21 protein-coding genes are annotated in these 18,767 nt (G+C 62.2%); 12 read left to right on the forward strand and 9 right to left on the reverse strand.

Annotated features, from left to right (window positions below; genetic code table 11):
• Positions 1-112: 112 nt before the first annotated feature.
• The 4 genes from PSFL_RS04635 to PSFL_RS04650 all read right to left on the reverse strand — a co-directional run bounded on the left by PSFL_RS04635 (position 113) and on the right by PSFL_RS04650 (position 1,816).
• On the reverse strand, positions 113-466 hold the full coding sequence (locus PSFL_RS04635) for a hypothetical protein (protein WP_057440037.1): 354 nt from the start codon (positions 464-466) through the stop codon (positions 113-115).
• A gap of 39 nt (positions 467-505) precedes the next feature.
• A complete protein-coding gene (locus PSFL_RS04640) occupies positions 506-817 on the reverse strand; it encodes an AzlD domain-containing protein (RefSeq protein WP_057440036.1) in 312 nt (103 codons plus the stop codon).
• The gene (locus tag PSFL_RS04645) at positions 814-1,509 is read right to left on the reverse strand and encodes an AzlC family ABC transporter permease (protein ID WP_057440118.1); all 696 of its coding nucleotides are present in this window, start codon (positions 1,507-1,509) and stop codon (positions 814-816) included. The genes PSFL_RS04640 and PSFL_RS04645 overlap by 4 nt, the downstream gene beginning before the upstream one ends.
• Positions 1,510-1,600: 91 nt before the next feature.
• Positions 1,601-1,816 carry a hypothetical protein gene (locus tag PSFL_RS04650; RefSeq protein WP_003212603.1) on the reverse strand — a complete coding sequence of 72 codons (216 nt, stop codon included), beginning with the start codon at positions 1,814-1,816 and terminating at the stop codon, positions 1,601-1,603.
• A gap of 175 nt (positions 1,817-1,991) precedes the next feature.
• Between PSFL_RS04650 and PSFL_RS04655 the strand changes: the two genes are divergently transcribed.
• From PSFL_RS04655 to PSFL_RS04695, 9 genes are all read left to right on the forward strand, one after another.
• Positions 1,992-2,348 carry a metalloregulator ArsR/SmtB family transcription factor gene (locus PSFL_RS04655; protein ID WP_057444819.1) on the forward strand — a complete coding sequence of 119 codons (357 nt, stop codon included), beginning with the start codon at positions 1,992-1,994 and terminating at the stop codon, positions 2,346-2,348.
• Between the two features lie 18 nt (positions 2,349-2,366).
• On the forward strand, positions 2,367-3,650 hold the full coding sequence (locus PSFL_RS04660; RefSeq protein ID WP_397469764.1) for an arsenic transporter: 1,284 nt from the start codon (positions 2,367-2,369) through the stop codon (positions 3,648-3,650).
• 12 nt (positions 3,651-3,662) lie between these two features.
• Positions 3,663-4,133, forward strand: a complete 471-nt coding sequence (locus tag PSFL_RS04665; RefSeq protein ID WP_397469765.1) for an arsenate reductase ArsC — start codon at positions 3,663-3,665, stop codon at positions 4,131-4,133.
• 12 nt (positions 4,134-4,145) lie between these two features.
• Positions 4,146-4,832: an arsenical resistance protein ArsH gene (gene arsH / locus PSFL_RS04670; RefSeq protein WP_057440033.1), complete on the forward strand. Its 687-nt coding sequence runs from the start codon at positions 4,146-4,148 to the stop codon at positions 4,830-4,832.
• Between the two features lie 52 nt (positions 4,833-4,884).
• Positions 4,885-5,712, forward strand: a complete 828-nt coding sequence (locus tag PSFL_RS04675) for an AraC family transcriptional regulator (protein WP_315492611.1) — start codon at positions 4,885-4,887, stop codon at positions 5,710-5,712.
• Between the two features lie 45 nt (positions 5,713-5,757).
• The gene (locus tag PSFL_RS04680) at positions 5,758-6,369 is read left to right on the forward strand and encodes a LysE family transporter (protein ID WP_128593754.1); all 612 of its coding nucleotides are present in this window, start codon (positions 5,758-5,760) and stop codon (positions 6,367-6,369) included.
• Between the two features lie 305 nt (positions 6,370-6,674).
• Positions 6,675-6,959 (forward strand): hypothetical protein, encoded by a 285-nt coding sequence (locus PSFL_RS04685; RefSeq protein ID WP_115128101.1) that lies wholly within the window; start codon positions 6,675-6,677, stop codon positions 6,957-6,959.
• 208 nt (positions 6,960-7,167) lie between these two features.
• Positions 7,168-9,882 carry a magnesium-translocating P-type ATPase gene (mgtA, locus tag PSFL_RS04690; protein ID WP_397469766.1) on the forward strand — a complete coding sequence of 905 codons (2,715 nt, stop codon included), beginning with the start codon at positions 7,168-7,170 and terminating at the stop codon, positions 9,880-9,882.
• Positions 9,883-9,989: 107 nt separating this feature from the next.
• Positions 9,990-10,718 (forward strand): hypothetical protein, encoded by a 729-nt coding sequence (locus tag PSFL_RS04695; RefSeq protein WP_397469767.1) that lies wholly within the window; start codon positions 9,990-9,992, stop codon positions 10,716-10,718.
• Positions 10,719-11,834: 1,116 nt separating this feature from the next.
• Here PSFL_RS04695 and PSFL_RS04700 read toward each other — a convergent pair.
• Positions 11,835-12,566 carry a tellurite resistance TerB family protein gene (locus tag PSFL_RS04700; RefSeq protein ID WP_397469768.1) on the reverse strand — a complete coding sequence of 244 codons (732 nt, stop codon included), beginning with the start codon at positions 12,564-12,566 and terminating at the stop codon, positions 11,835-11,837.
• Positions 12,567-12,861: 295 nt separating this feature from the next.
• Here PSFL_RS04700 and PSFL_RS04705 point away from each other — a divergent pair, with 295 nt between their 5' ends.
• A complete protein-coding gene (locus PSFL_RS04705; protein WP_057440027.1) occupies positions 12,862-13,146 on the forward strand; it encodes a hypothetical protein in 285 nt (94 codons plus the stop codon).
• Between the two features lie 37 nt (positions 13,147-13,183).
• Here PSFL_RS04705 and PSFL_RS04710 read toward each other — a convergent pair whose 3' ends face one another.
• The gene (locus PSFL_RS04710) at positions 13,184-13,366 is read right to left on the reverse strand and encodes a DUF2188 domain-containing protein (protein ID WP_397469769.1); all 183 of its coding nucleotides are present in this window, start codon (positions 13,364-13,366) and stop codon (positions 13,184-13,186) included.
• A gap of 226 nt (positions 13,367-13,592) precedes the next feature.
• On the opposite strand from PSFL_RS04710, the gene PSFL_RS04715 reads away from it, so the two are divergent.
• The gene (locus tag PSFL_RS04715; RefSeq protein WP_057440025.1) at positions 13,593-14,195 is read left to right on the forward strand and encodes a glutathione S-transferase family protein; all 603 of its coding nucleotides are present in this window, start codon (positions 13,593-13,595) and stop codon (positions 14,193-14,195) included.
• Here PSFL_RS04715 and PSFL_RS04720 read toward each other — a convergent pair.
• Both PSFL_RS04720 and PSFL_RS04725 read right to left on the reverse strand, forming a co-directional pair.
• Positions 14,185-14,616 (reverse strand): MAPEG family protein, encoded by a 432-nt coding sequence (locus PSFL_RS04720; protein ID WP_397469770.1) that lies wholly within the window; start codon positions 14,614-14,616, stop codon positions 14,185-14,187. The genes PSFL_RS04715 and PSFL_RS04720 overlap by 11 nt on opposite strands.
• Complete coding sequence (locus tag PSFL_RS04725) at positions 14,613-14,924, reverse strand: hypothetical protein (protein ID WP_057959584.1); 312 nt, start codon at positions 14,922-14,924, stop codon at positions 14,613-14,615. The genes PSFL_RS04720 and PSFL_RS04725 overlap by 4 nt, the downstream gene beginning before the upstream one ends.
• 112 nt (positions 14,925-15,036) lie before the next feature.
• Here PSFL_RS04725 and PSFL_RS04730 point away from each other — a divergent pair, with 112 nt between their 5' ends.
• Positions 15,037-15,846 carry a helix-turn-helix domain-containing protein gene (locus PSFL_RS04730; RefSeq protein ID WP_170060437.1) on the forward strand — a complete coding sequence of 270 codons (810 nt, stop codon included), beginning with the start codon at positions 15,037-15,039 and terminating at the stop codon, positions 15,844-15,846.
• Positions 15,847-15,856: 10 nt separating this feature from the next.
• Here the strand turns inward: PSFL_RS04730 and PSFL_RS04735 are convergent, their stop codons facing one another.
• Positions 15,857-18,694, reverse strand: a complete 2,838-nt coding sequence (locus PSFL_RS04735) for a TonB-dependent receptor domain-containing protein (protein WP_397469771.1) — start codon at positions 18,692-18,694, stop codon at positions 15,857-15,859.
• Between the last annotated feature and the right edge of the window lie 73 nt (positions 18,695-18,767).

Genomic DNA, 18,767 nt, shown 5'->3' on the forward strand with positions numbered 1-18,767 from the left:
CTCGACGTCCATGTACTGGTAAAGAGCCATGATGTTGGGCGAGCGCGAGAATATTAAGGCAAAGCCGGCGGTGTGTCCGCCGGGCATTTCTGAAGAAATCTAAGGAAACAAACTACAGACAGGTCGCCAAGGCCGCCAGGCGACGCTTGGCAGCGAAATTATCTTCGGCTGCGTAGTAACTGACGGTGGTGCTGGCGCCGGCACTGCGCACATCGACAAAGTAGTCACCGCCCGTGGTGTAGACCGTATGACCACCGCCTTGCGCCGGCTCCATAAAGCCTCCGGCATCAACGCCGAACACCGCTTCGTCCTGCCAACCGAACTGGATGCACTGGGCAACGACCAGCGCGGCCTTGTCAGAGGCCAGGGTTTTATAGGGCGCGCCTGCGCGTGCGTCTTTCATCTTCGAACCTGCGCAACCGGCCAGCGCCGCCAGGACCAACGCACCTATCACCACCTTCCGCATGCCATCGCTTCCTTGAAAAAAACGCGACTGTACCACTGCCTACAACAACCAGCGAAACAGATAGAACAGCGCCATGCTCGACAGCACCGTGGTCAAGACGCTGCGCGTCCAGAACATCAAGGCCACCGCGCAGATACCGGCCAGCAGGTAGGGGTTGGTGGGGCTCAGGTTGAGCTTGTGCTCGGCCAGGAAAATGATCGGCCCGCAGATCGCCGTCAACATGCCGGGCACCGCAAAACCGAGAAACTCCCGGGCGCCGCGATTCAGGCGAACCGGCAAGCGCGGCTCAAGAAACAGATAACGGTTGAAAAACACCGCCAGGCCCATGCCGATAATCATCACAAAAATCATCGCTGCCCCACTCCCAAGCGCTTGCAGGCATAGCCTGCACTCATGCCCAACAACCCCGAGACCACCACCGCCGACTCCCAGTGCCAGTAGCTGAGCAGTACCGAAAACAGCAGGGCCACCGCCACACACACCACCGTCGGCACATCACGCACCACCGGGGTGATCAAGGCGATAAAGGTCGCGGCGATGGAGAACTCCAGGCCCAGTTGATCGAGGTTGGGGATGCTCTTGCCGAGCACGATGCCGGCCAGGGTGAACAGATTCCAGGCCACGTAGAACGTCAGGCCCACGCCCAGGGCATACCAGCGGTTGAAGGTCTGGCGGTCGTATTGGCTGACCAGGGCAAAGAACTCGTCGGTCAGCAAAAAGCCCAAGCTCATGCGCCACCGCGCCGGCAAAGGCGACAGGGTGCTGCGCATATGCATGCCATACAGCAGATGCTGAGAGGTCAGCAGTAAGGTGGTGAGCAAAATGGCAATCAGGCTCGCGCCGCTCTTGACCATGCCAATCGCCACCAACTGCGCCGCACCGGCAAACACAATGGCCGACAGGCCCTGGCTTTCCAACGGGGTGAACTGGGCGTCAATCGCCAGGGAACCGGCCAACAGGCCCCATGGGGCACAGGCCAGCGACAGGGGAATAATCGCAATCGCACCACGGGCGAAAGCGTAATGCGGTAAGGCAGTAGGCATGGACAACAGGCTCATCGGCAAACAGCCCGTAAGCATGCCTGCCAGCGCAGCGATTGTCTTGAACGATCTTGCGCGCGGCTAAGCCGCCGAATCAGGCCAGCTTGACCGACACCCGCTCCACCGCATCCCTGGCCTCACGCAGTTCGTGGGCGTCCTGGTTGAGCCGGTGGATGGTGTTGAGCAGGCGCTGGCGCAGCACTTCATCGCTGAGTTTTTCGACAGCACGCATCAAATCGAAGGCCGCGGTTTCGTTGTTGTCCGCGACGGAATCGAGGGTCTTGCGCAGGTTGCGAGTGGCACGGGTCACACGGTTGCTTCCTTTTTCATCAATGGCGGGCACTTTAGGACAGTTGTGTTTCATTTTAATTTCAGTCACTTGCCGGCAATCCCCAGACCCTTGACCTGGATCAACGGGATATTCGTTGCACACTACATATGGATATCCGTATATTCACATCCTCATATGTTTAGTGGCGCCGATCATGAGCGATCCGTTCTCCCCCCCAGACGTTTTTAAATGCCTGGCCGATGCGACACGCATCAGGCTGATCTTGTTGATCCTGCGCGAAGGCGAGCTGTGCGTCTGCGAGCTGATCCATGCCCTGGATGACAGCCAGCCAAAAATTTCCCGTCACCTGGCACAACTGCGCAGTTGCGCGCTGCTGGTAGACCGTCGCCAGGGCCAGTGGATTTACTACCGCCTCAACCCCCAGTTGCCGCAATGGGTGAGCACGGTGCTGGAGACCACCTTGCAAGCCAATCAAGCCTGGCTGCAAAGCGACGCACAGCGCCTGGCTGCAATGGGTGACCGACCGCAACGCGCCAGCACCTGCTGCTGACCCCTGGAGAACACTTTTATGCTGATCGCCTTCGCGATATTTCTCGTCACCATTGTCTTGGTCATCTGGCAACCCAAAGGCCTGGGGGTTGGCTGGAGCGCATCCATAGGCGCGATCCTGGCCCTGGCTTGCGGCGTCATCAGCCTGGCGGATATCCCCGTGGTGTGGCAGATCATCTGGAATGCCACCGGCACCTTCGTCGCCCTGATCATCATCAGCCTGATCCTCGACGAGGCCGGCTTCTTCGCCTGGGCCGCGCTGCATGTCGCGCGCTGGGGGCGCGGCCGTGGCCGCCGGCTGTTCGCCTATATGGTACTGCTGGGGGCGCTGGTCTCGGCACTGTTCGCCAATGACGGTGCGGCCCTGATCCTGACGCCGATTGTCATGTCGATGCTTCTGGCCCTGCGCTTCTCACCCGCCGCCACCCTGGCCTTCGTGATGGGCGCAGGGTTTATCGCCGACACCGCCAGCCTGCCGCTGGTGGTCTCCAACCTGGTGAATATCGTCTCGGCGGACTACTTCGACATCGGCTTCAACCAGTACGCGGCAGTGATGGTGCCAGTCAACCTGGTCAGCGTCGCCGCTACCCTGGCCGTGCTGCTGTGGTTCTTCCGTCGTGACATCCCGCACAGTTATGACCCCGCCGACCTGCCTGAACCGGCCAGTGCCATTCATGACCCGGCAACTTTCCACGCGGCCTGGTGGGTGCTGGGCATCCTGCTGGTCGGCTGCTTTGCCCTCGAACCCCTGGGTATTCCCATCAGCGCCATCTCGGCCGCCTGCGCCCTGCTCCTGCTGGTGATCGCCGCCAAAGGCCACAAGATTTCCACACGCAAGGTGCTCAAGGAAGCGCCCTGGCAGATCGTGATTTTCTCCCTGGGCATGTACCTGGTGGTCTACGGCCTGCGCAACGCCGGACTGACCACCTACCTCGCCACCTGGCTCAACACCTTCGCCGATTACGGCGTGTGGGGCGCGGCCCTGGGCACCGGGTTGCTGACGGCGCTGCTGTCTTCGGTGATGAACAACCTGCCGACGGTGCTGATCGGCGCGCTGTCCATCGAGGCCAGCCATGCCGTGGGCGTGGTCAAGGAGGCGATGATCTACGCCAACGTGATCGGCAGCGACCTGGGCCCGAAGATCACCCCGATCGGCAGCCTGGCGACGTTGCTCTGGCTGCATATCCTGGCGCGCAAGGGCATCCGTATTACGTGGGGGTACTACTTCAAGGTCGGCATCGTCCTGACCTTGCCGGTGCTATTGCTTACCCTGGCGGCGCTGGCCCTGCGCCTGAGTGTTTAACGGAGAATTGTCATGAAAGTCCTGTTCATCTGCACCGCCAACAGCTGCCGCAGTATCCTCAGCGAAGCCCTGTTCAACCACCTGGCCCCGCCAGGGTTCCATGCCATCAGCGCCGGGAGCTTTCCCAAGGGCCAGGTCCTGCCACGCAGCCTGAGTACATTGCAGGCCGCGGGCATCAGCACCGGCGGTTTGTACAGCAAGGGCAATGAGGCCTTTGCAGACAGCCCGCCCGACATTGTGATCAGCGTGTGCGACAAAGCCGCCCAGGAAGCCTGCCCGGTGTACTTTGGCCCGGCAATCAAGGCGCATTGGGGGCTTGAGGACCCGTCGGACCTACACGGCGACGAGGCGCAGATTGACGCCGCCTTCCAGGCCACCCTGCAGATCATCGAAACCCGTTGCCGGGCGCTGTTCGACCTCCCGTTCAGCCGCCTCGATGCGGCACAGATCAAGGCTGAGCTGGATCGTATTGGCTTGTTATAAGCGGAGAATGTCATGACCACCCTGCCCAACCTCGACCTCACATTGAGCACCCCACTCCACGCTGACACTGCACAACGGCCACGGATTCTCCTGCTCTATGGTTCCAACCGTACGCGCTCTTTCAGCCGACTCCTGGTGGAAGAAGCGGCGCGAGTGCTTCAGCATCTAGGCGCCGAGACACGGATCTTCAACCCCGCCGGCCTGCCAATGCCGGACGATGCTCCGAACGATCACCCAAAGGTCCAGGAACTACTGGCCTTGATGCAATGGTCCGAAGGCCAGGTGTGGTGCTCACCGGAACGGCACGGCTCGATGTCAGCAGTGTTCAAGGCGCAAATCGACTGGGTACCCCTGGCACTGGGTGCCATCCGCCCAACCCAGGGCAAGACCCTGGCGGTGATGCAAGTCTGCGGCGGCTCGCAGTCTTTCAACACTGTCAACCAACTGCGCGTCCTGGGGCGCTGGATGCGTATGCTGACCATCCCCAACCAGTCATCTGTGCCCAAGGCCTTCATGGAGTTCGACGATCAGGACCGGATGAAACCTTCAGCCCTTTATGATCGCGTGGTGGATGTCATGGAAGAGTTGGTCAAGTTCACCCTGCTGGTGCGTGAGCATCCGGAACTGGTGCAGCGCTATTCTGAGCGCAAGGAAGATGCTCAAGCGCTCTCTGACCGGGTCAATCAACGGTCGATCTGAACGCAGGTAAACGCGTATGCTTTGCTGCACCCGATGCCACTGAGCCCACCCCATGAGTTCCCTGCACCACGCCTGGCTGGGCCCTTACGAAATCAGCAGCACCACCTGCACCGGCCTGACCTTTGCCCGGCATAGTCACGACGAGTGCGTGATTGGCGTCAACCTGGTCGGCGCCGAGCAGGTGTGGCTGGACCGGCGCACCTTTGAGGCCGGGCCGGGCAGTATCACCCTGTACAACCCCGGCCAGATCCAGGGCGGCGGCGCGGCCGAGGGGGCACCCTGGCACTTTGTCAGCCTGTACGCCGGGGCCGATCGCCTGGCCACCGACCTTGGGCTGGCGCACCTGGAGTTCGATCGGGCGCTGTGTTTTGCCCCGGAACTGGCGGCGCAACTGGCCCAGGCCGCCAAGGGCGCATTAAGCGCCGACCCACTGGTTTGCGGGCTGAGTGAAGACGCCCTGGTGTTGCTGCTGGGCGAAGTGGTCAGGCTCAGTGGTGTGCGCTTGCCCAGTAGCGCCAGCGGCGGGTCGGGGATGGTGGCCCAGGCTCAGGAACTACTCGCTGCGCAGTTACATCAAGGCGTGGCACTGGATACCCTGGGCGACGAGTTGGGCCTGTCGAAATTCCACGTCCTGCGCACCTTCCAGAAAGAAACCGGCCTGAGCCCCCGGCAGTGGGCCATGCAGTTGCGTACCCGCCGAGCAAAAGGCCTGCTGCGCAGCGGCCTGAGCGCCGCTGAAGTCGCCCATGAAGTGGGCTTTGCCGACCAGAGCCACCTCAACCGGCACTTCCGTGCGGCGTATGGCATTACCCCTGGCCGTTATCAGAGCGCAATCCGGTCCAAGACAGCTCAGCGCCCCCTGCAGCAAACTGACCTGTAGCAGCCGACGTGTCGGCGAAGGTGCGTGATTGATTTTGGGGTGGTGATGCTGACAATCTTTTTTTCCGCGCTGGTCTTCGGCTTTGTATTTTGCCTGTCCCCTGGCGCAGTGCTGGCAGAGACCCTGCGCCGCGGCCTGCTGCATGGGTTCGCCCCGGCATTACTGGTGCAGGTCGGGTCGCTGGTGGGCGATGCGACCTGGGCGGTGATCGGCCTGACCGGCATGGCCCTGCTGATCCAGCACGACGCGGTACGCGTGCCCCTGACCGCCGTTTGCGCGCTGTACCTGGCCTGGCTCGGTCTGCGCAGCCTGCTGGATGCCTGGCACCTGCCGCAACCCGACAGCGCCCCGGCCAGCACCGGGCGCAACGCGCTGATGGTCGGCGCAACCCTCTCCTTGGCCAACCCGAAGAACATTGTGTACTGGGGCGCCCTGGGCAGTGCCCTGGCAGGCATCGTCGGCACCACCCCGAGTCACGGTCAGACCCTGATGTTTTTCGCCGGTTTTATGCTGGCGTCGATCCTGTCGTGTTTTTTGATTGCGGGCTTGGTGAATGTCTTGCGAAAGAACGCCTCGCCAACTTGGCAGCGAATCAGCCATGGCGCCTGCGGCCTGGTATTGATGTATCTGGCGTTATTGGCCGCCTACAGTGTATGAACTTATATATAACGCCAATCTGAATGAAGTCTGAACAAGCGCCCAAACAAGTTCATTATTGATTGACATCCCCTACCTGCCTGAGTAGATTGCCCGTGCCTGCAACTCGGGCCTTATTTCAACCTCACAAAAGAAGCCAATGGACACAGTATCTAGTCGCTGTCCGCTCCCCGTGAATACAGGGGGCGGGCGCCAAACCCAGAGTAAAGACGGGACTCGCCTTCCAGGCCGGGTAAGCTGCGCTAGAGCTTGATGCTCCAACGTAACTGCCTTGAGCCGGCGCCAGTCCGGTCCCGAGGTGTGTTATGAATTTCCAGACCCTTGTTCTACCTGATGTACGCACGCTGGCTTCAGCCCTGCGTGCCACGCCGTGCCGTGTTTCCCGGGGCGTTGCCCCCGCGCGCACGGCCCTCGCCTGCCCCTCCCCGCGTATCAGCCCGGTGCACCTGCGTGCTCACTGGCGCCTGTGCCCCACCACCGGCCACCTGGTCCAGCAATGGGACCATGCCGACCCTCAAGATCCACAGAGACGGAACGTTTCCAGCCTGCCTGTTCACGTGCGCCTGTTGTTGAGCGCGCACGCGGCATAAGCCGACTGGAAACAGCAACTTCCTGATAGTTGGTCAATTAATTAACTGGCGTTCTTTGCGAACTAAGCCAGCGGCAGTTTTCTGCGCGCCCGTTAATTAACTCACCTCTTTAAAGTTATTAGAACTGATCGCAAAAATTGCGACTCGGCATGCTCGTGCTCGCCTGCCCGCCAGGCAAGTAATGAGTATGTCGACAGGAGTACACACTATGAGCGCCGTAAAAACCACGCAACTGCCCAACAAGCACCGCGCCACCCATGACAGCAAACTGTCGATGCGTGCCGCCCGCGAAGCGCAAAACGGCCTGGCAGCCACCCTGGCCAACGTCCGGGCGACCAAGGACGGCCTGACCGAACTGGATGCCAGCGCCCGCCTGCAACGCGAAGGCTATAACGAAGTGGCCCACGACAAGCCGCCCCACGCTGTCGTGCAATTCCTCCAGGCCCTGAACAACCCTTTTATCTATGTGCTGCTGACCCTGGCGGTGATCAGTTTTGTCACCGACTACTGGCTGCCGCTGCGCGCCGGTGAGGAAGTCGACCTGACCAAGGTCATTATCATCATGACCATGGTCGCCCTGAGCAGCCTGCTGCGCTTCTGGCAGGAGCATCGCTCGGCCAAATCCGCCGAGGCGCTGAAGGCCATGGTGCGCACTACCGCCACGGTGCTGCGCCGCGAGCAGGTCGGCGCCCAACCCATCCTGCGCGAAGTGCCGATGCGTGAACTGGTGGCCGGCGATATCGTGCAGTTGTCGGCCGGCGACATGATCCCGGCCGATATCCGCCTGATCGAGTCCCGCGACCTGTTTATCAGCCAGGCCGTGCTGACCGGCGAAGCCTTGCCCGTGGAAAAATACGACACCCTGGGCGACGTCACGCAAAAATCCGCCACCCTCAGCGCTGCCGACCAGAGCAACCTGCTAGATCTGCCCAACATCTGCTTCATGGGCACCAACGTGGTCAGCGGCCGCGCCCAGGCAGTGGTGGTGGCGACCGGGCCACGCACCTATTTCGGCTCGCTGGCCAAGGCCATCGTCGGCTCCCGGGTGCAGACCGCCTTTGACCGTGGGGTGAACAGCGTCAGTTGGCTGCTGATCCGCTTTATGCTGGTGATGGTGCCCATCGTGTTTTTCCTCAATGGCTTTTCCAAGGGCGACTGGGGCGACGCATTCCTGTTTGCCCTGGCGGTGGCCGTAGGCCTGACCCCGGAAATGCTGCCGATGATCGTCAGCGCCAACCTGGCCAAGGGCGCGAATGCCATGGCCAAGCGCAAAGTGGTGGTCAAGCGCCTCAACGCGATCCAGAACTTCGGTTCGATGGACGTGCTGTGCACCGACAAGACCGGCACCCTGACCCAGGACAAAATCATCCTCGAGCACCACGTCAACGCCTTCGGCCAGCGAGACGACCACGTGCTGTCCCTGGCCTGGCTCAACAGCCATCACCAAAGCGGCATGAAGAACCTGATGGACCAGGCGGTGCTCGCGTTTTCCCAGCACAACCCCAAGTTCCAGGTGCCGTTTGCCTACAGCAAGGTCGATGAACTGCCCTTCGACTTTGTCCGTCGGCGCCTGTCGATTGTGGTCAAGGACAGCCACGGCGATCACCTGCTGGTGTGCAAGGGCGCCGTGGAAGAAATGCTCGCTATCGCCACCCATGTGATGGAAGGCGCGAGCGCCGTGGCCCTGGACGAGCGTCGTCGCCAGGAACTGCTGAACACCGCCAACGAGTTCAACGAGGACGGCTTCCGCGTGCTGGTGGTGGCCACCCGCAACATTCCCAAGGCCCTGGCGCGCCAGCAATACACCCCCACCGATGAACGCAACCTGGTGATCCACGGGTTCCTGACTTTCCTCGATCCACCGAAGGAAACAGCCGGCCCGGCGATTGCTGCGCTGCAAGAGATCGGAGTCGCGGTCAAAGTGTTGACCGGCGATAACGCCGTGGTCACTCGCACCATCTGCCGCCAGGTTGGCCTGGAGCCTGGCGAGCCGCTGCTCGGCGTGGATATCGAAGCCATGGACGATGCGACCCTCAAGCAGGAGGTTGAGCAACGCACGGTGTTCGCCAAGCTGACGCCGCTGCAAAAATCCCGGGTGCTCAAGGCTTTGCAGGCCAATGGTCACACCGTGGGTTTCCTCGGCGACGGCATCAACGATGCACCAGCCCTGCGCGATGCCGACGTCGGCATCTCGGTGGACAGCGCGACTGATATTGCCAAGGAATCGGCCGACATCATCCTCCTGGAAAAGAGCCTGATGGTGCTCGAAGAAGGTGTGCTTAAAGGGCGCGAGACCTTCGGCAATATCATGAAGTACCTGAACATGACGGCCAGTTCCAACTTCGGCAACGTGTTCTCGGTGCTGGTGGCCAGTGCGTTCATCCCTTTCATGCCGATGCTGGCGATCCACTTGCTGCTGCAGAACCTGATGTATGACATCTCCCAACTGGCCCTGCCGTGGGACAAGATGGACAAGGAGTACCTGGCCAAGCCCCGCAAGTGGGACGCGCAGAACATCGGGCGCTTTATGATCTGGATCGGGCCGACCTCGTCGATCTTCGACATCACCACCTTTGCCCTGATGTGGTACGTGTTTGCGGCCAATAGTGTGGAAATGCAGACCCTGTTCCAGTCCGGCTGGTTCGTCGAAGGGCTGCTCTCCCAGACCCTGGTGGTGCATATGTTGCGCACCCGCAAGATCCCGTTCTTCCAGAGCACCGCCGCCTGGCCGGTGTTGATGATGACCAGCCTGGTCATCGCCCTGGGGATCTATGTGCCCTTCTCGCCCCTGGGCACGATCGTGGGCCTGCAACCCTTGCCTTGGGCCTACTTCCCTTGGCTGGTCGGCACCTTGCTCGCCTACTGCTGCGTGGCACAGCTGATGAAGACGATCTACATCCGCCGCTTCAAGCAGTGGTACTGAGTTTGCTGTTGTGACCGGGCTGGGTGTGGCAGACAGGTTTGCCACACCCAGCCCACTCCAACAGCACCATCGCTACAGATAATTCTGTTCATTTGGAGCATGACCCCATGCACAAACACACCTTCCTTGCTGCCTTTGACTGGCTACCGGCATCGCGGCAACGGGCGCTGCGGCGCAACCTGATTTTTATCGGCGCCCTCCTGGTGCTCGGCCTGCTGTCCAAGGCCTTCGCCGCCGGTGGCTCCTATGTGGTGGACGATGGCGCCATCAACGCCCCCGGCGAATGCAATATCGACGGCGGCTACACCCGCTCGACATCGCACACCACCCTCTCCGCCGCCTGCACATCCCGCGCAATGCCCAACCTGCAATGGGGCGCCGCCCTCGAGGATGACCCTGAGCAGACCCAACTCAGCCCGCAGCTCAGGGGTTCATTGTGGGCCTGGCAGGATGCCGGCGTGGAGATCGCCTGGGCGGCGGCAGCGCATATCGCGGTGGATCGCCGGCACCCATTCGATGGCGCAGACCTGGGCCTGCCGCTGACCTGGCAAGCGTCTCAGACGCTACGCTTGAACCTCAATGCCGGCTGGGCCCATGCCTATGACAATGGCGAACAAAATCACCGACTGACCTGGGGCACAGGCCTGGAATACCGCTTGGCGGACTCGTTGACGCTATTGGCAGAACGCTATGGCCAGCAAGGCGGCGACCAGGCCTGGCAAGCTGGGCCGCGGGTGCATCTGGGTCAGCAAGTCGATGTGGACCTGGTGGTCGGACGCAACCTGACCGGGGATCGCGACCGCTGGCTGACGACCGGGGCTACCCTACGGTTCTGAAACACTGGAGGGAGATCAATGTGGGAGCTGTCGAGCCCCGGCGAGGCTGCGATGGCAGTGGTACTGCTGGCATGGATGTTGGCTGAGCCACCGCTTTCGCAGCCTCGCTGGGGCTCGACAGCTCCCACAGGGTTTGTCGGTGTTTGCCGGGACTACGGACTTTAACGCGGGCGCCCTGCAGCGAACACGTTCTGCCATCTGGCACAAAATAATGTGGGAGCTGTCGAGCCCCAGCGAGGCTGCGATGGCGGTGGTACTGCTGGCATGGATGTTGGCTGAGCCACCGCTTTCGCAGCCTCGCTGAAGCTCGACAGCTCCCACAGGGTTTATCGGGGTTCGCGGGATCTGTGTTCTCGAACGCGGGCGCCCTACAGCGAACACGTTATGCCAACTGGCCACAAAATAATGTGGGAGCTGTCGAGCCCCGGCGAGGCTGCGATGGCGGCGGTACGGCCGGCATTGATGTTGGCTGAGCCACCGCTTTCGCAGCCTCGCTGAAGCTCGACAGCTCCCACAGGGTTCGTCGGTGTTTGCCGGGACTGCGGACCTTAACGCGGGCGCCCTGCAGCGAACACGTTATGCCAGCTGGCACAAAATAATGTGGGAGCTGTCGAGCCCCGGCGAGGCTGCGATGGCGGCGGTACGGCTGGCATTGATGTTGCCTGAGCCACCGCTTTCGCAGCCTCGCTGAAGCTCGACAGCTCCCACAGGGTTCGTCGGTGTTTGCCGGGACTGCGGACCTTAACGCTGGCGCCCTACAGCGAACACATTATGCCAACTGGCACAAAATAATGTGGGAGCTGTCGAGCCCCGGCGAGGCTGCGATGGCGGCGGTACGGCTGGCATTGATGTTGGCTGAGCCACCGCTTTCGCAGCCTCGCTGAAGCTCGACAGCTCCCACAGGGTTCGTCGGTGTTTGCCGGGACTGCGGACCTTAACGCGGGCGCCCTACAGCGAACACGTTATGCCAACTGGCCACAAAATAATGTGGGAGCTGTCGAGCCCCAGCGAGGCTGCGATGGCGGCGGTATGACTGGCCTTGATGCTGGCTGAGCCACCACTATCGCAGCCGCACTAGGGCTCTGCAGCAAGCACACGCTTCAAGTTGCCTCGGTATCAGGCCGGTTTGGCTTGCTGCTCAAGGTGCAGTTGCAGCTCCGGCTCGATGCCCAGCGCACCTGCCAACTCGTCCAGGTAGTTTCGCTCGGCGTCCTGTTGGTCATCCACCAACATGACGCTGGCCAGGTAGACCTCGGCAGCCACCGCCGGGTCATTGGCATATTCGGCAAAGTCGGTTGCATCCAGGGGCTTGGCGACTTGAGCGTCGAGCCATTGCTGCAAGTCCGGATCGTCGGTGTGGCGCCCGATCTCCTGGGAGATCAAGGCCTTTTCTTTCTCATCAATCCGCCCATCCGCCTTGGCCGCCGCGATCAATGCACGCAGTACCGCATGGCTATGGGCCTCGACATCGGCGCCAGACAACTGGTCAACCGTCTGCAGCGTCTGTTGCGGCGCCGAGGCCTGTTGCCGTTGCCAAGCCTGATACGCCTGGAACGCCATCATCCCCAGTGACGCCAGGGCCGCGTAGTTGGTACCGCCAGTGCGCGCGCGGGTCGATCCGCCCGCCTGGGGCCCGCCCAACATGCCACCCAGACCACCCAGCAGATCGCCGAGGCCGCCACCGCCCGACGCCGTTGCGGAGCCGCCGCCGCGCAGCAACCCACCGAGCAGGCCGCCCAAGCCACCGAGCCCTCCCGCGCCACCCTGGGGTGCCGCCGAGCCGCCTTGCTGCGCCATCGAGGCTTGGCCTGCACGGAGCAGTTGTTCCAGTAGAGCACTGGTGTTCATGGTATCGCCCTCCTTTGGGCTGTGCGCCAGACAATCAACAATAGTCCCTGGAACCGGTAACGCCAAGGCCGCCCAGCAGGCATGGAGTTGGCGATCTGAGCGCGCCCCAGCAAACCCGGCGCAGGCCTTTAGCCACCGTGAGAATTCTTCAGATTCGGCACACCAAGACGGGTGGTGAACGTCAGCGCGCGCGTGGGGTCGGAAATATAAGGGCTCGGCCTCAATCGGCCTGGCCTTGAGCGCGAGCATCAACAGATTAGCGGTGCCGCGTACCCTCACAGAAGGAGACGCTGACATGGTCACTCACTTCAAGGTCGCGGGGCACCTCGCTTGCGGCCATCACGGCAATAACCTGACGTCCACGGTGGAACTGAACCGGGTTAAATGCCGCACCTGCCGCAACACCGATGCCTACAAGGAAGCCCGCCGTAACCAGCGCAACGCATCGCGCCGCGCGGCACGCAGAGCCCGCTCCGGTAGCCCCCACAATGACTGGCGCAGCGCCTGGACCCAACGCCTGACCGAGCTGCCCGGCCTGCAGCGCCTACCACGCGGGTTCAGCGGCCAGCCCTTCGTCTGACCCGGTGCGGGGGCCGCAAATCCGGCCCCCTTCAGGGTTATGGGGTCAGCCGTGGCCGGGCCTTATAGCCCGGCAAGGTCGCGGCATAGGCCAGCGCCTGTTCGAGGGAGCTGAATGAAGCCAGTCGATCATCCTTGGTGCAGACGCGCCATGGGCCGCTATTGACCCGGACAATTTCATAGCCATTGAGCTGCATCTTGTTCAACAGGGGAACGCTCATAGTCACCTCTCCTCTTCCAGAGATAATCCACGGGTTGCCCGCTCCACCATACTCCCGATCCCGGCCCTGCGGCCTACCGAACGTCGCTGACTGCCGCTCGCGCTCACCATGATCCTGCCAAGGGTACACAGACGATCGGGCTCAGTTTCAACCAGGCATTTATGGTAAAAAACAGCGGCATCAAGTCAACGCACAACCCCTTCCCCTTGATAGCAATGGAGGCTTCATGAAACTGGTTGGCATGCTGGACTCGCCTTATGTACGCCGCGTGGCGATTGCCCTGGATCTGTATGGGGTGGACTTTGAGCAGCAATCCCTCTCGGTGTTCAGCACCTTCGACGAATTCGCCAGGATCAACCCGGTGGTCAAGGCCCCGACCCTGGTGCTGGACGACGGGACGGTGCTGATGGACTCCAGCCTGATCCTGGATTATTTCGAAACCTTGGCACCAGCCGATAAAAAACTCTTGCCCCAAACTGCTGCGGCCCGTGCACGGGACCTGCAAGTGATCGGCCTGGCATTGGCCGCCTGTGACAAGAGCGTGCAGATTTACTACGAGCACAACCTGCGGCCCGCAGAGAAGCTGCATGCGCCATGGCTCGATCGGGTAACCGGGCAACTGCTGGCGGCCTATTCGGGCCTGGAAAAACTCTTGGCCAACGCTCCAGGCGAGCCCTTGACCCAGGCGTCGTTGAGTGTCGCGGTGGCGTGGTCCTTTAGCCAGTACGCCGTGCCCTCGGTGGTCAAGGCCGAGGACTTTCCCAACCTGCAACGCCACGCCCAGTTGGCCGAGCAACACCCGGCATTCGGCAAATACCCTATCGAATAGGCAGCAGCGCCGCGCCGATCAACCCCGCCAACCCCAGCAGGCACGCCAGGCCAACGCCATAGGCCAGGGTGCGCCAGGGTTGGCGGCGACCCAGGTACATCAAGGTATGTAGCACCCGCGCGACGGTGAACAGGGCAAACAGCCAGGCCGTCGCCCCCCCATGGGTGCCCAACGCCACGCACAACCCGCCCAGTGCGAAGAACAGCGGAATATTCTCCAGGTCATTGGCCCAGGCCCTGCTTGCCCGGCTGACGGCGGACAGTTCGTGCACCAGGGCATCGCGCTTGAAAAAACCGGCATCCTCGGGGTTGGTGAACGCCCGGTGCCTGAGGCGGAAAAACCCCTGGTAACAGGAAATCGCCAGCATCTTGGCAAATAACACCAGCACGCACAGGGCAAACACATGCAGGCTGCTGCTCATTGCCGGCCCCTGGCAAAGCCGTTGACCACGATGTACAGCAGCGGGCCGACTGAGACAAAGACCGCCGTCAGCAGCCAATAAGGCAACACACTGGCCAGCGACCGCCCCTTGGCCCGGGCGTCGCGGTACATCCACACACACGCCAGGGCCGCCATCAGGTACAGGTCGATCACCACCTGGGCGGTATCGGGCCTGGATAGCAGCTCAAGGCCGAACGCCAGCAGCGACTGCTCGGCCCAGAGCAGGGTGCCCAGGGTGTACAGGGAGAACGCCAGCAGGCTGGCGAGGGCGATGTAGGGTCTGTGCATAGTGTCCACCACGCAGGATTGGGCAAGCCGCAGATTAGTGATAACGTCGCCGCCATCTCAATGACCTGCGAGGTCATGGACGCCCCCCGCCCCGCCCTGCCAGAGTCCATCCATGAACCGCCCACCCTTCCCCCGCGCCAACCCCGAGACCGACGCCGGCACCCAACTGCGGCTGTTGCGCCGTCAGGCGAAGTTGAGCCAATTGCAGCTGGCGCTGATCAGTGGCATTTCCCAACGCCACTTGAGCTGTATCGAAACCGGCCGCGCCAAGGCCAGCCCGGGCACCTTGCATAACCTGCTCAGCGCCCTCGAGGTGCCCCTGGAGCAGTGCAACAGCCTGTTCCTGGCCGCCGGCTACGCCCCGCGCTACGAAGCCACGCCGCTCGCAGCGCCGGCAATGGATGCCATTCGGGATGCCATCAGCCATGTACTGAAGGCCAACAATCCGGCGCCGGCGATCGTGCTGGGCAGTCACTGGGAAGTGCTCGCCGCCAATGCCAGCACCCAGGTCTTGTTCGACCTGGTGGGTTTGGCGCCAGACGCTGCACAAGGCCTGAACCTGCTGACCACCCTGCTGCAACCGGGGGGCCTGGGCGACCATCTGCTCAATGCCGACGAGATCCGCAACCTCGCCTGGCAACGGGCTGCCCGTGAAGCACTGGGCAACCCGACCCTGGCCACACTACTGCAAAGCCTGCCCGTGCCGCACGGCTCGACACCCCTGGCCAATCAACTGCCGCCGCTGGTGCTGACCCGCGTGAATTCACGGCACGGCGAGCTGGATTTCATGTCCACCTTCACCACGTTCGGCATGCCCCAGGACATCACCGTCACCTCATTGCGCATCGAGCACCTGATCCCGGCCAATCCCCACACTTGGCAGGTCATGACCGCAGCCTACGAACACTCCCTGGACCGCTAGGCGCCGCTGATCAGAACTTGGTCACCACGCCCATGCGCAACGTGCGCCCCGGCGCCGGCATAAAGCTCTGGGCCAGCGGGTCCAGGTAGTAACGGTTCGTCAGGTTGTCCAGCGACACGTTGAACTGGGTGTGGTCTTGCCATTTGTAGTCGAGGAACAGGTCCACCAGCGCCACTTCGCGATAAACCAGCTGCGGCGTGGTGGCGCCGGTCTGCCAGGATTTGTCGGCGGTGACGGTCGGGCCCGAGGTGTAGGTCAGGCGCCCGCCCACGGTCAGGGTCTGGTCAAAGAAGCGCAGGCCCGAGGTCAGGTTACCGGCGACCCGTGGTGGGTTCTGGGTGTTGGTGTACGAGCCCATGAAGCTGCCCGCGGTGCAGTTGGGGGTGTCGTCAAGCTTCCGCCAACGGTTGGAACTGGCCCGCAGGCGCGCGGCGAAGGCCGAGTCACAGGTTTCGGTCTTCAGGTAGTAGGTCGAGGACAGGTCGGCAAAGACCCAGCCGGCATCGTATTTCGATTGCAGTTCCAGGCCGCTGGTCTTGAAGCTGTCGGTATTGCTGAAGTTCATCAGACCCATCAGGCCAGGGCTTGGGTCGTAGTAGCGGGTCACGTAGTTCTTGATGGTGTTATTGAAGTACGCCAGCTTGATCGCCGCCGTGTCGTTGTCCGCCAGCAGGCCTTTTTGCAGGGTGCTCGCGCCGATTTCCCAGTTGCTCGAACGCTCCGGTTTCAGGCCCTTGCCAGGCATGGTCTGCAGGGTGCCCTGACTGGTTTCGAACAACGAGGGCATGCGCAGGCCCTGGGTGTACGAGGCATAGATGAAGGTATCCGGAGCGATCTCGTAGTTGATGCCGATGGCCGGCGAAAAGGCGCCCTTGCTGTCGCTCTGCTTGCCCGAATAGGTGTAGCCGGTGACCACTTCGCCCACCTGCGACGGATAGACGAGTGTGGCAACGCCCCCATAGTCGTTGTAGCGCGGGCCATCAAACGGGTTGTTGGTGTCGCTGAACACAATCCCGTTGTTCAGGCGCGGGTCGGTGGCGTCGGTGTATTGGCCGTTGGCGTCGGGGAACCACAGCATATTGCCGTAGCTGCCCGGCTTGATCACGTTCACGTAGCGCAACTCGCGCTCCTCGCGCTGGGCGGTCGCGTGCGGTACATGGTCCTTGGTGCGGTAGTAGGTATAGCGCCCGCCGCCCCACAGCGTCAGCTCATCCACCGGTTTGTACTCCAGCTTGCCGTTGAGGCTGAATTCCTTGCGCGAACCGTCACGCAGGCTGCGGTTGGCGTTGATATCGTTCTGTGTGGTGACCACGCTCTTTTGCGGCTGCAGTTCCTCGAGCTGGAACGAGCCGCCCAGGTCCAGCTTGAAATCGCCATAGTGCGTATCAAAACGCGAGGTATTGGCCAGTTCACCGCCGATGCGCCGGTCATCCTGGCGCGTCCAGTTGCGGTCCGAACGATAGGCCTGGGATTTGGGCGCCAGCACCGAGGTCAACTGGCTGGTCTTGGCATCGGTCATCCACAGGCTGGTCGTCAGGTCCACCAGCATATTGCCCGTGGGCAGGTAGTGATAGCGGGCGGTGTAGGTGTCGATCTTGGTGCTGCCGCGCGGGTACTGGTAGATACCGCCGGAGCCGAAACGGAAGATGTCCGAGGGCATGATCTCGCCTATGCGCCCATCGTAACGGATGTAGCCGAAGTCGAAGGTGTGGTCATCGGCCGGGCGCAGGGTGGTCTTGAGCAGGATCGACTCGGTCTCTGCCGAGGAGTTGAGCACCTCTTCGCCGGCGTTGTAGGTAGTGGCCACCGTCATGTTTTCCTGGCCATAGCGGTCAAAGGTGCGGTAGCGGTCCTGGCCGTGCTTGCCGGAGAAGTAGTTGCCCTGGTTGCGATGGGCGTAGGCGGCCACCACATCAAACAGGTCATGGGTATAGGCAAACGCCGCGCTGCCCGATTCCGAGTCGGAACCGAACAGGCCGCCACGGTTCTGGTGCGGTTCGGAGTACAGGTCCTCGGTGGTCGAATGGCTGTTGCGCGAGGCCGGCTTGACGCCGTTGTTCCACAGATCGCCCTTCAGGCGCAGGCCCACGTTCTTGCCGTCGCGCAGGATGTCATCGACACCCAGGGTGCGGATTGCCACCGTGCCGCCGATGGCGCTGGAGGTCAGGCTGGGGCCTTTGTCGATGGACACGTCGCTGATCAGATCGGGGTCGATGTAGCTGCGCTGTTGCGTGCCCGCATAGCCGCGATAGACATCCAGCGCCTGCTGCGAACCGTCGACCGTGACCGCGACCCGGCTTTGCCCCTGGATCCCGCGGATATTCACATCCAGGCCACCGCCATTACGGCTGTCACCCACCTGCACCCCCGGCTGGCCCTTGAGCAGGTCGCCGGCGGAGATCACGCCAAAGCGGCGCACTTCTTCGTTGGAGATATACACCAGCGAACGTGGCTCGGTGTACACCGCTTTTTTCTCAAGGTCATCGCCAGTGACTTTCTGCGACGGCAGCACCACGGCACTGGTCGCCGGATGCAGTTCAAAGCTGCCATCGGCCTGGCGCTGAAAACTCAAGCCCGTGCCCGCCAATAACTTTGCCAGGCCGGCTTCAGTGCTGAAATCGCCGTGCAGGCCGTTGCTGCGCTTGCCCGCCGTCAGCGTCGAACTGCCCGCCATGCTGATACCCGCCTGCACGCCGAAGCGCGAGAGTGCCTGGTCCAGCGGGCCGGCTTCGATGCTGTAGGGCTGGCGCTCGGCCTGGGCGAAAACCGCCGTGCTGTACAGCGGTTGCAGGCTGAGTAACAACAGACCCAATGTGCGGGTGCGCAAGACACTTGCGGGAGAAATCATGCAGGGCTCCTAGAGGTGAAGGCCCACCTGTTTCGGTGGGTTATTCCTAGAGGCCAAGCGAGTCGGGAAAAAC

Source organism: Pseudomonas sp. DD1, from assembly GCF_044510355.1.
GTDB lineage: Bacteria > Pseudomonadota > Gammaproteobacteria > Pseudomonadales > Pseudomonadaceae > Aquipseudomonas > Aquipseudomonas shahriarae.

Coding starts and splice junctions, on each gene's coding strand:
- PSFL_RS04635 (WP_057440037.1), bottom strand. CDS start 466: ATGCGGAAGGTGGTGATAGGTGCGTTGGTCCTGGCGGCGCTGGCCGGT.
- PSFL_RS04640 (WP_057440036.1), bottom strand. CDS start 817: ATGATTTTTGTGATGATTATCGGCATGGGCCTGGCGGTGTTTTTCAAC.
- PSFL_RS04645 (WP_057440118.1), bottom strand. CDS start 1,509: ATGCCTACTGCCTTACCGCATTACGCTTTCGCCCGTGGTGCGATTGCG.
- PSFL_RS04655 (WP_057444819.1), top strand. CDS start 1,992: ATGAGCGATCCGTTCTCCCCCCCAGACGTTTTTAAATGCCTGGCCGAT.
- PSFL_RS04660 (WP_397469764.1), top strand. CDS start 2,367: ATGCTGATCGCCTTCGCGATATTTCTCGTCACCATTGTCTTGGTCATC.
- PSFL_RS04665 (WP_397469765.1), top strand. CDS start 3,663: ATGAAAGTCCTGTTCATCTGCACCGCCAACAGCTGCCGCAGTATCCTC.
- arsH (WP_057440033.1), top strand. CDS start 4,146: ATGACCACCCTGCCCAACCTCGACCTCACATTGAGCACCCCACTCCAC.
- PSFL_RS04675 (WP_315492611.1), top strand. CDS start 4,885: ATGAGTTCCCTGCACCACGCCTGGCTGGGCCCTTACGAAATCAGCAGC.
- PSFL_RS04680 (WP_128593754.1), top strand. CDS start 5,758: ATGCTGACAATCTTTTTTTCCGCGCTGGTCTTCGGCTTTGTATTTTGC.
- PSFL_RS04685 (WP_115128101.1), top strand. CDS start 6,675: ATGAATTTCCAGACCCTTGTTCTACCTGATGTACGCACGCTGGCTTCA.
- mgtA (WP_397469766.1), top strand. CDS start 7,168: ATGAGCGCCGTAAAAACCACGCAACTGCCCAACAAGCACCGCGCCACC.
- PSFL_RS04695 (WP_397469767.1), top strand. CDS start 9,990: ATGCACAAACACACCTTCCTTGCTGCCTTTGACTGGCTACCGGCATCG.
- PSFL_RS04700 (WP_397469768.1), bottom strand. CDS start 12,566: ATGAACACCAGTGCTCTACTGGAACAACTGCTCCGTGCAGGCCAAGCC.
- PSFL_RS04705 (WP_057440027.1), top strand. CDS start 12,862: ATGGTCACTCACTTCAAGGTCGCGGGGCACCTCGCTTGCGGCCATCAC.
- PSFL_RS04710 (WP_397469769.1), bottom strand. CDS start 13,366: ATGAGCGTTCCCCTGTTGAACAAGATGCAGCTCAATGGCTATGAAATT.
- PSFL_RS04715 (WP_057440025.1), top strand. CDS start 13,593: ATGAAACTGGTTGGCATGCTGGACTCGCCTTATGTACGCCGCGTGGCG.
- PSFL_RS04720 (WP_397469770.1), bottom strand. CDS start 14,616: ATGAGCAGCAGCCTGCATGTGTTTGCCCTGTGCGTGCTGGTGTTATTT.
- PSFL_RS04725 (WP_057959584.1), bottom strand. CDS start 14,924: ATGCACAGACCCTACATCGCCCTCGCCAGCCTGCTGGCGTTCTCCCTG.
- PSFL_RS04730 (WP_170060437.1), top strand. CDS start 15,037: ATGAACCGCCCACCCTTCCCCCGCGCCAACCCCGAGACCGACGCCGGC.
- PSFL_RS04735 (WP_397469771.1), bottom strand. CDS start 18,694: ATGATTTCTCCCGCAAGTGTCTTGCGCACCCGCACATTGGGTCTGTTG.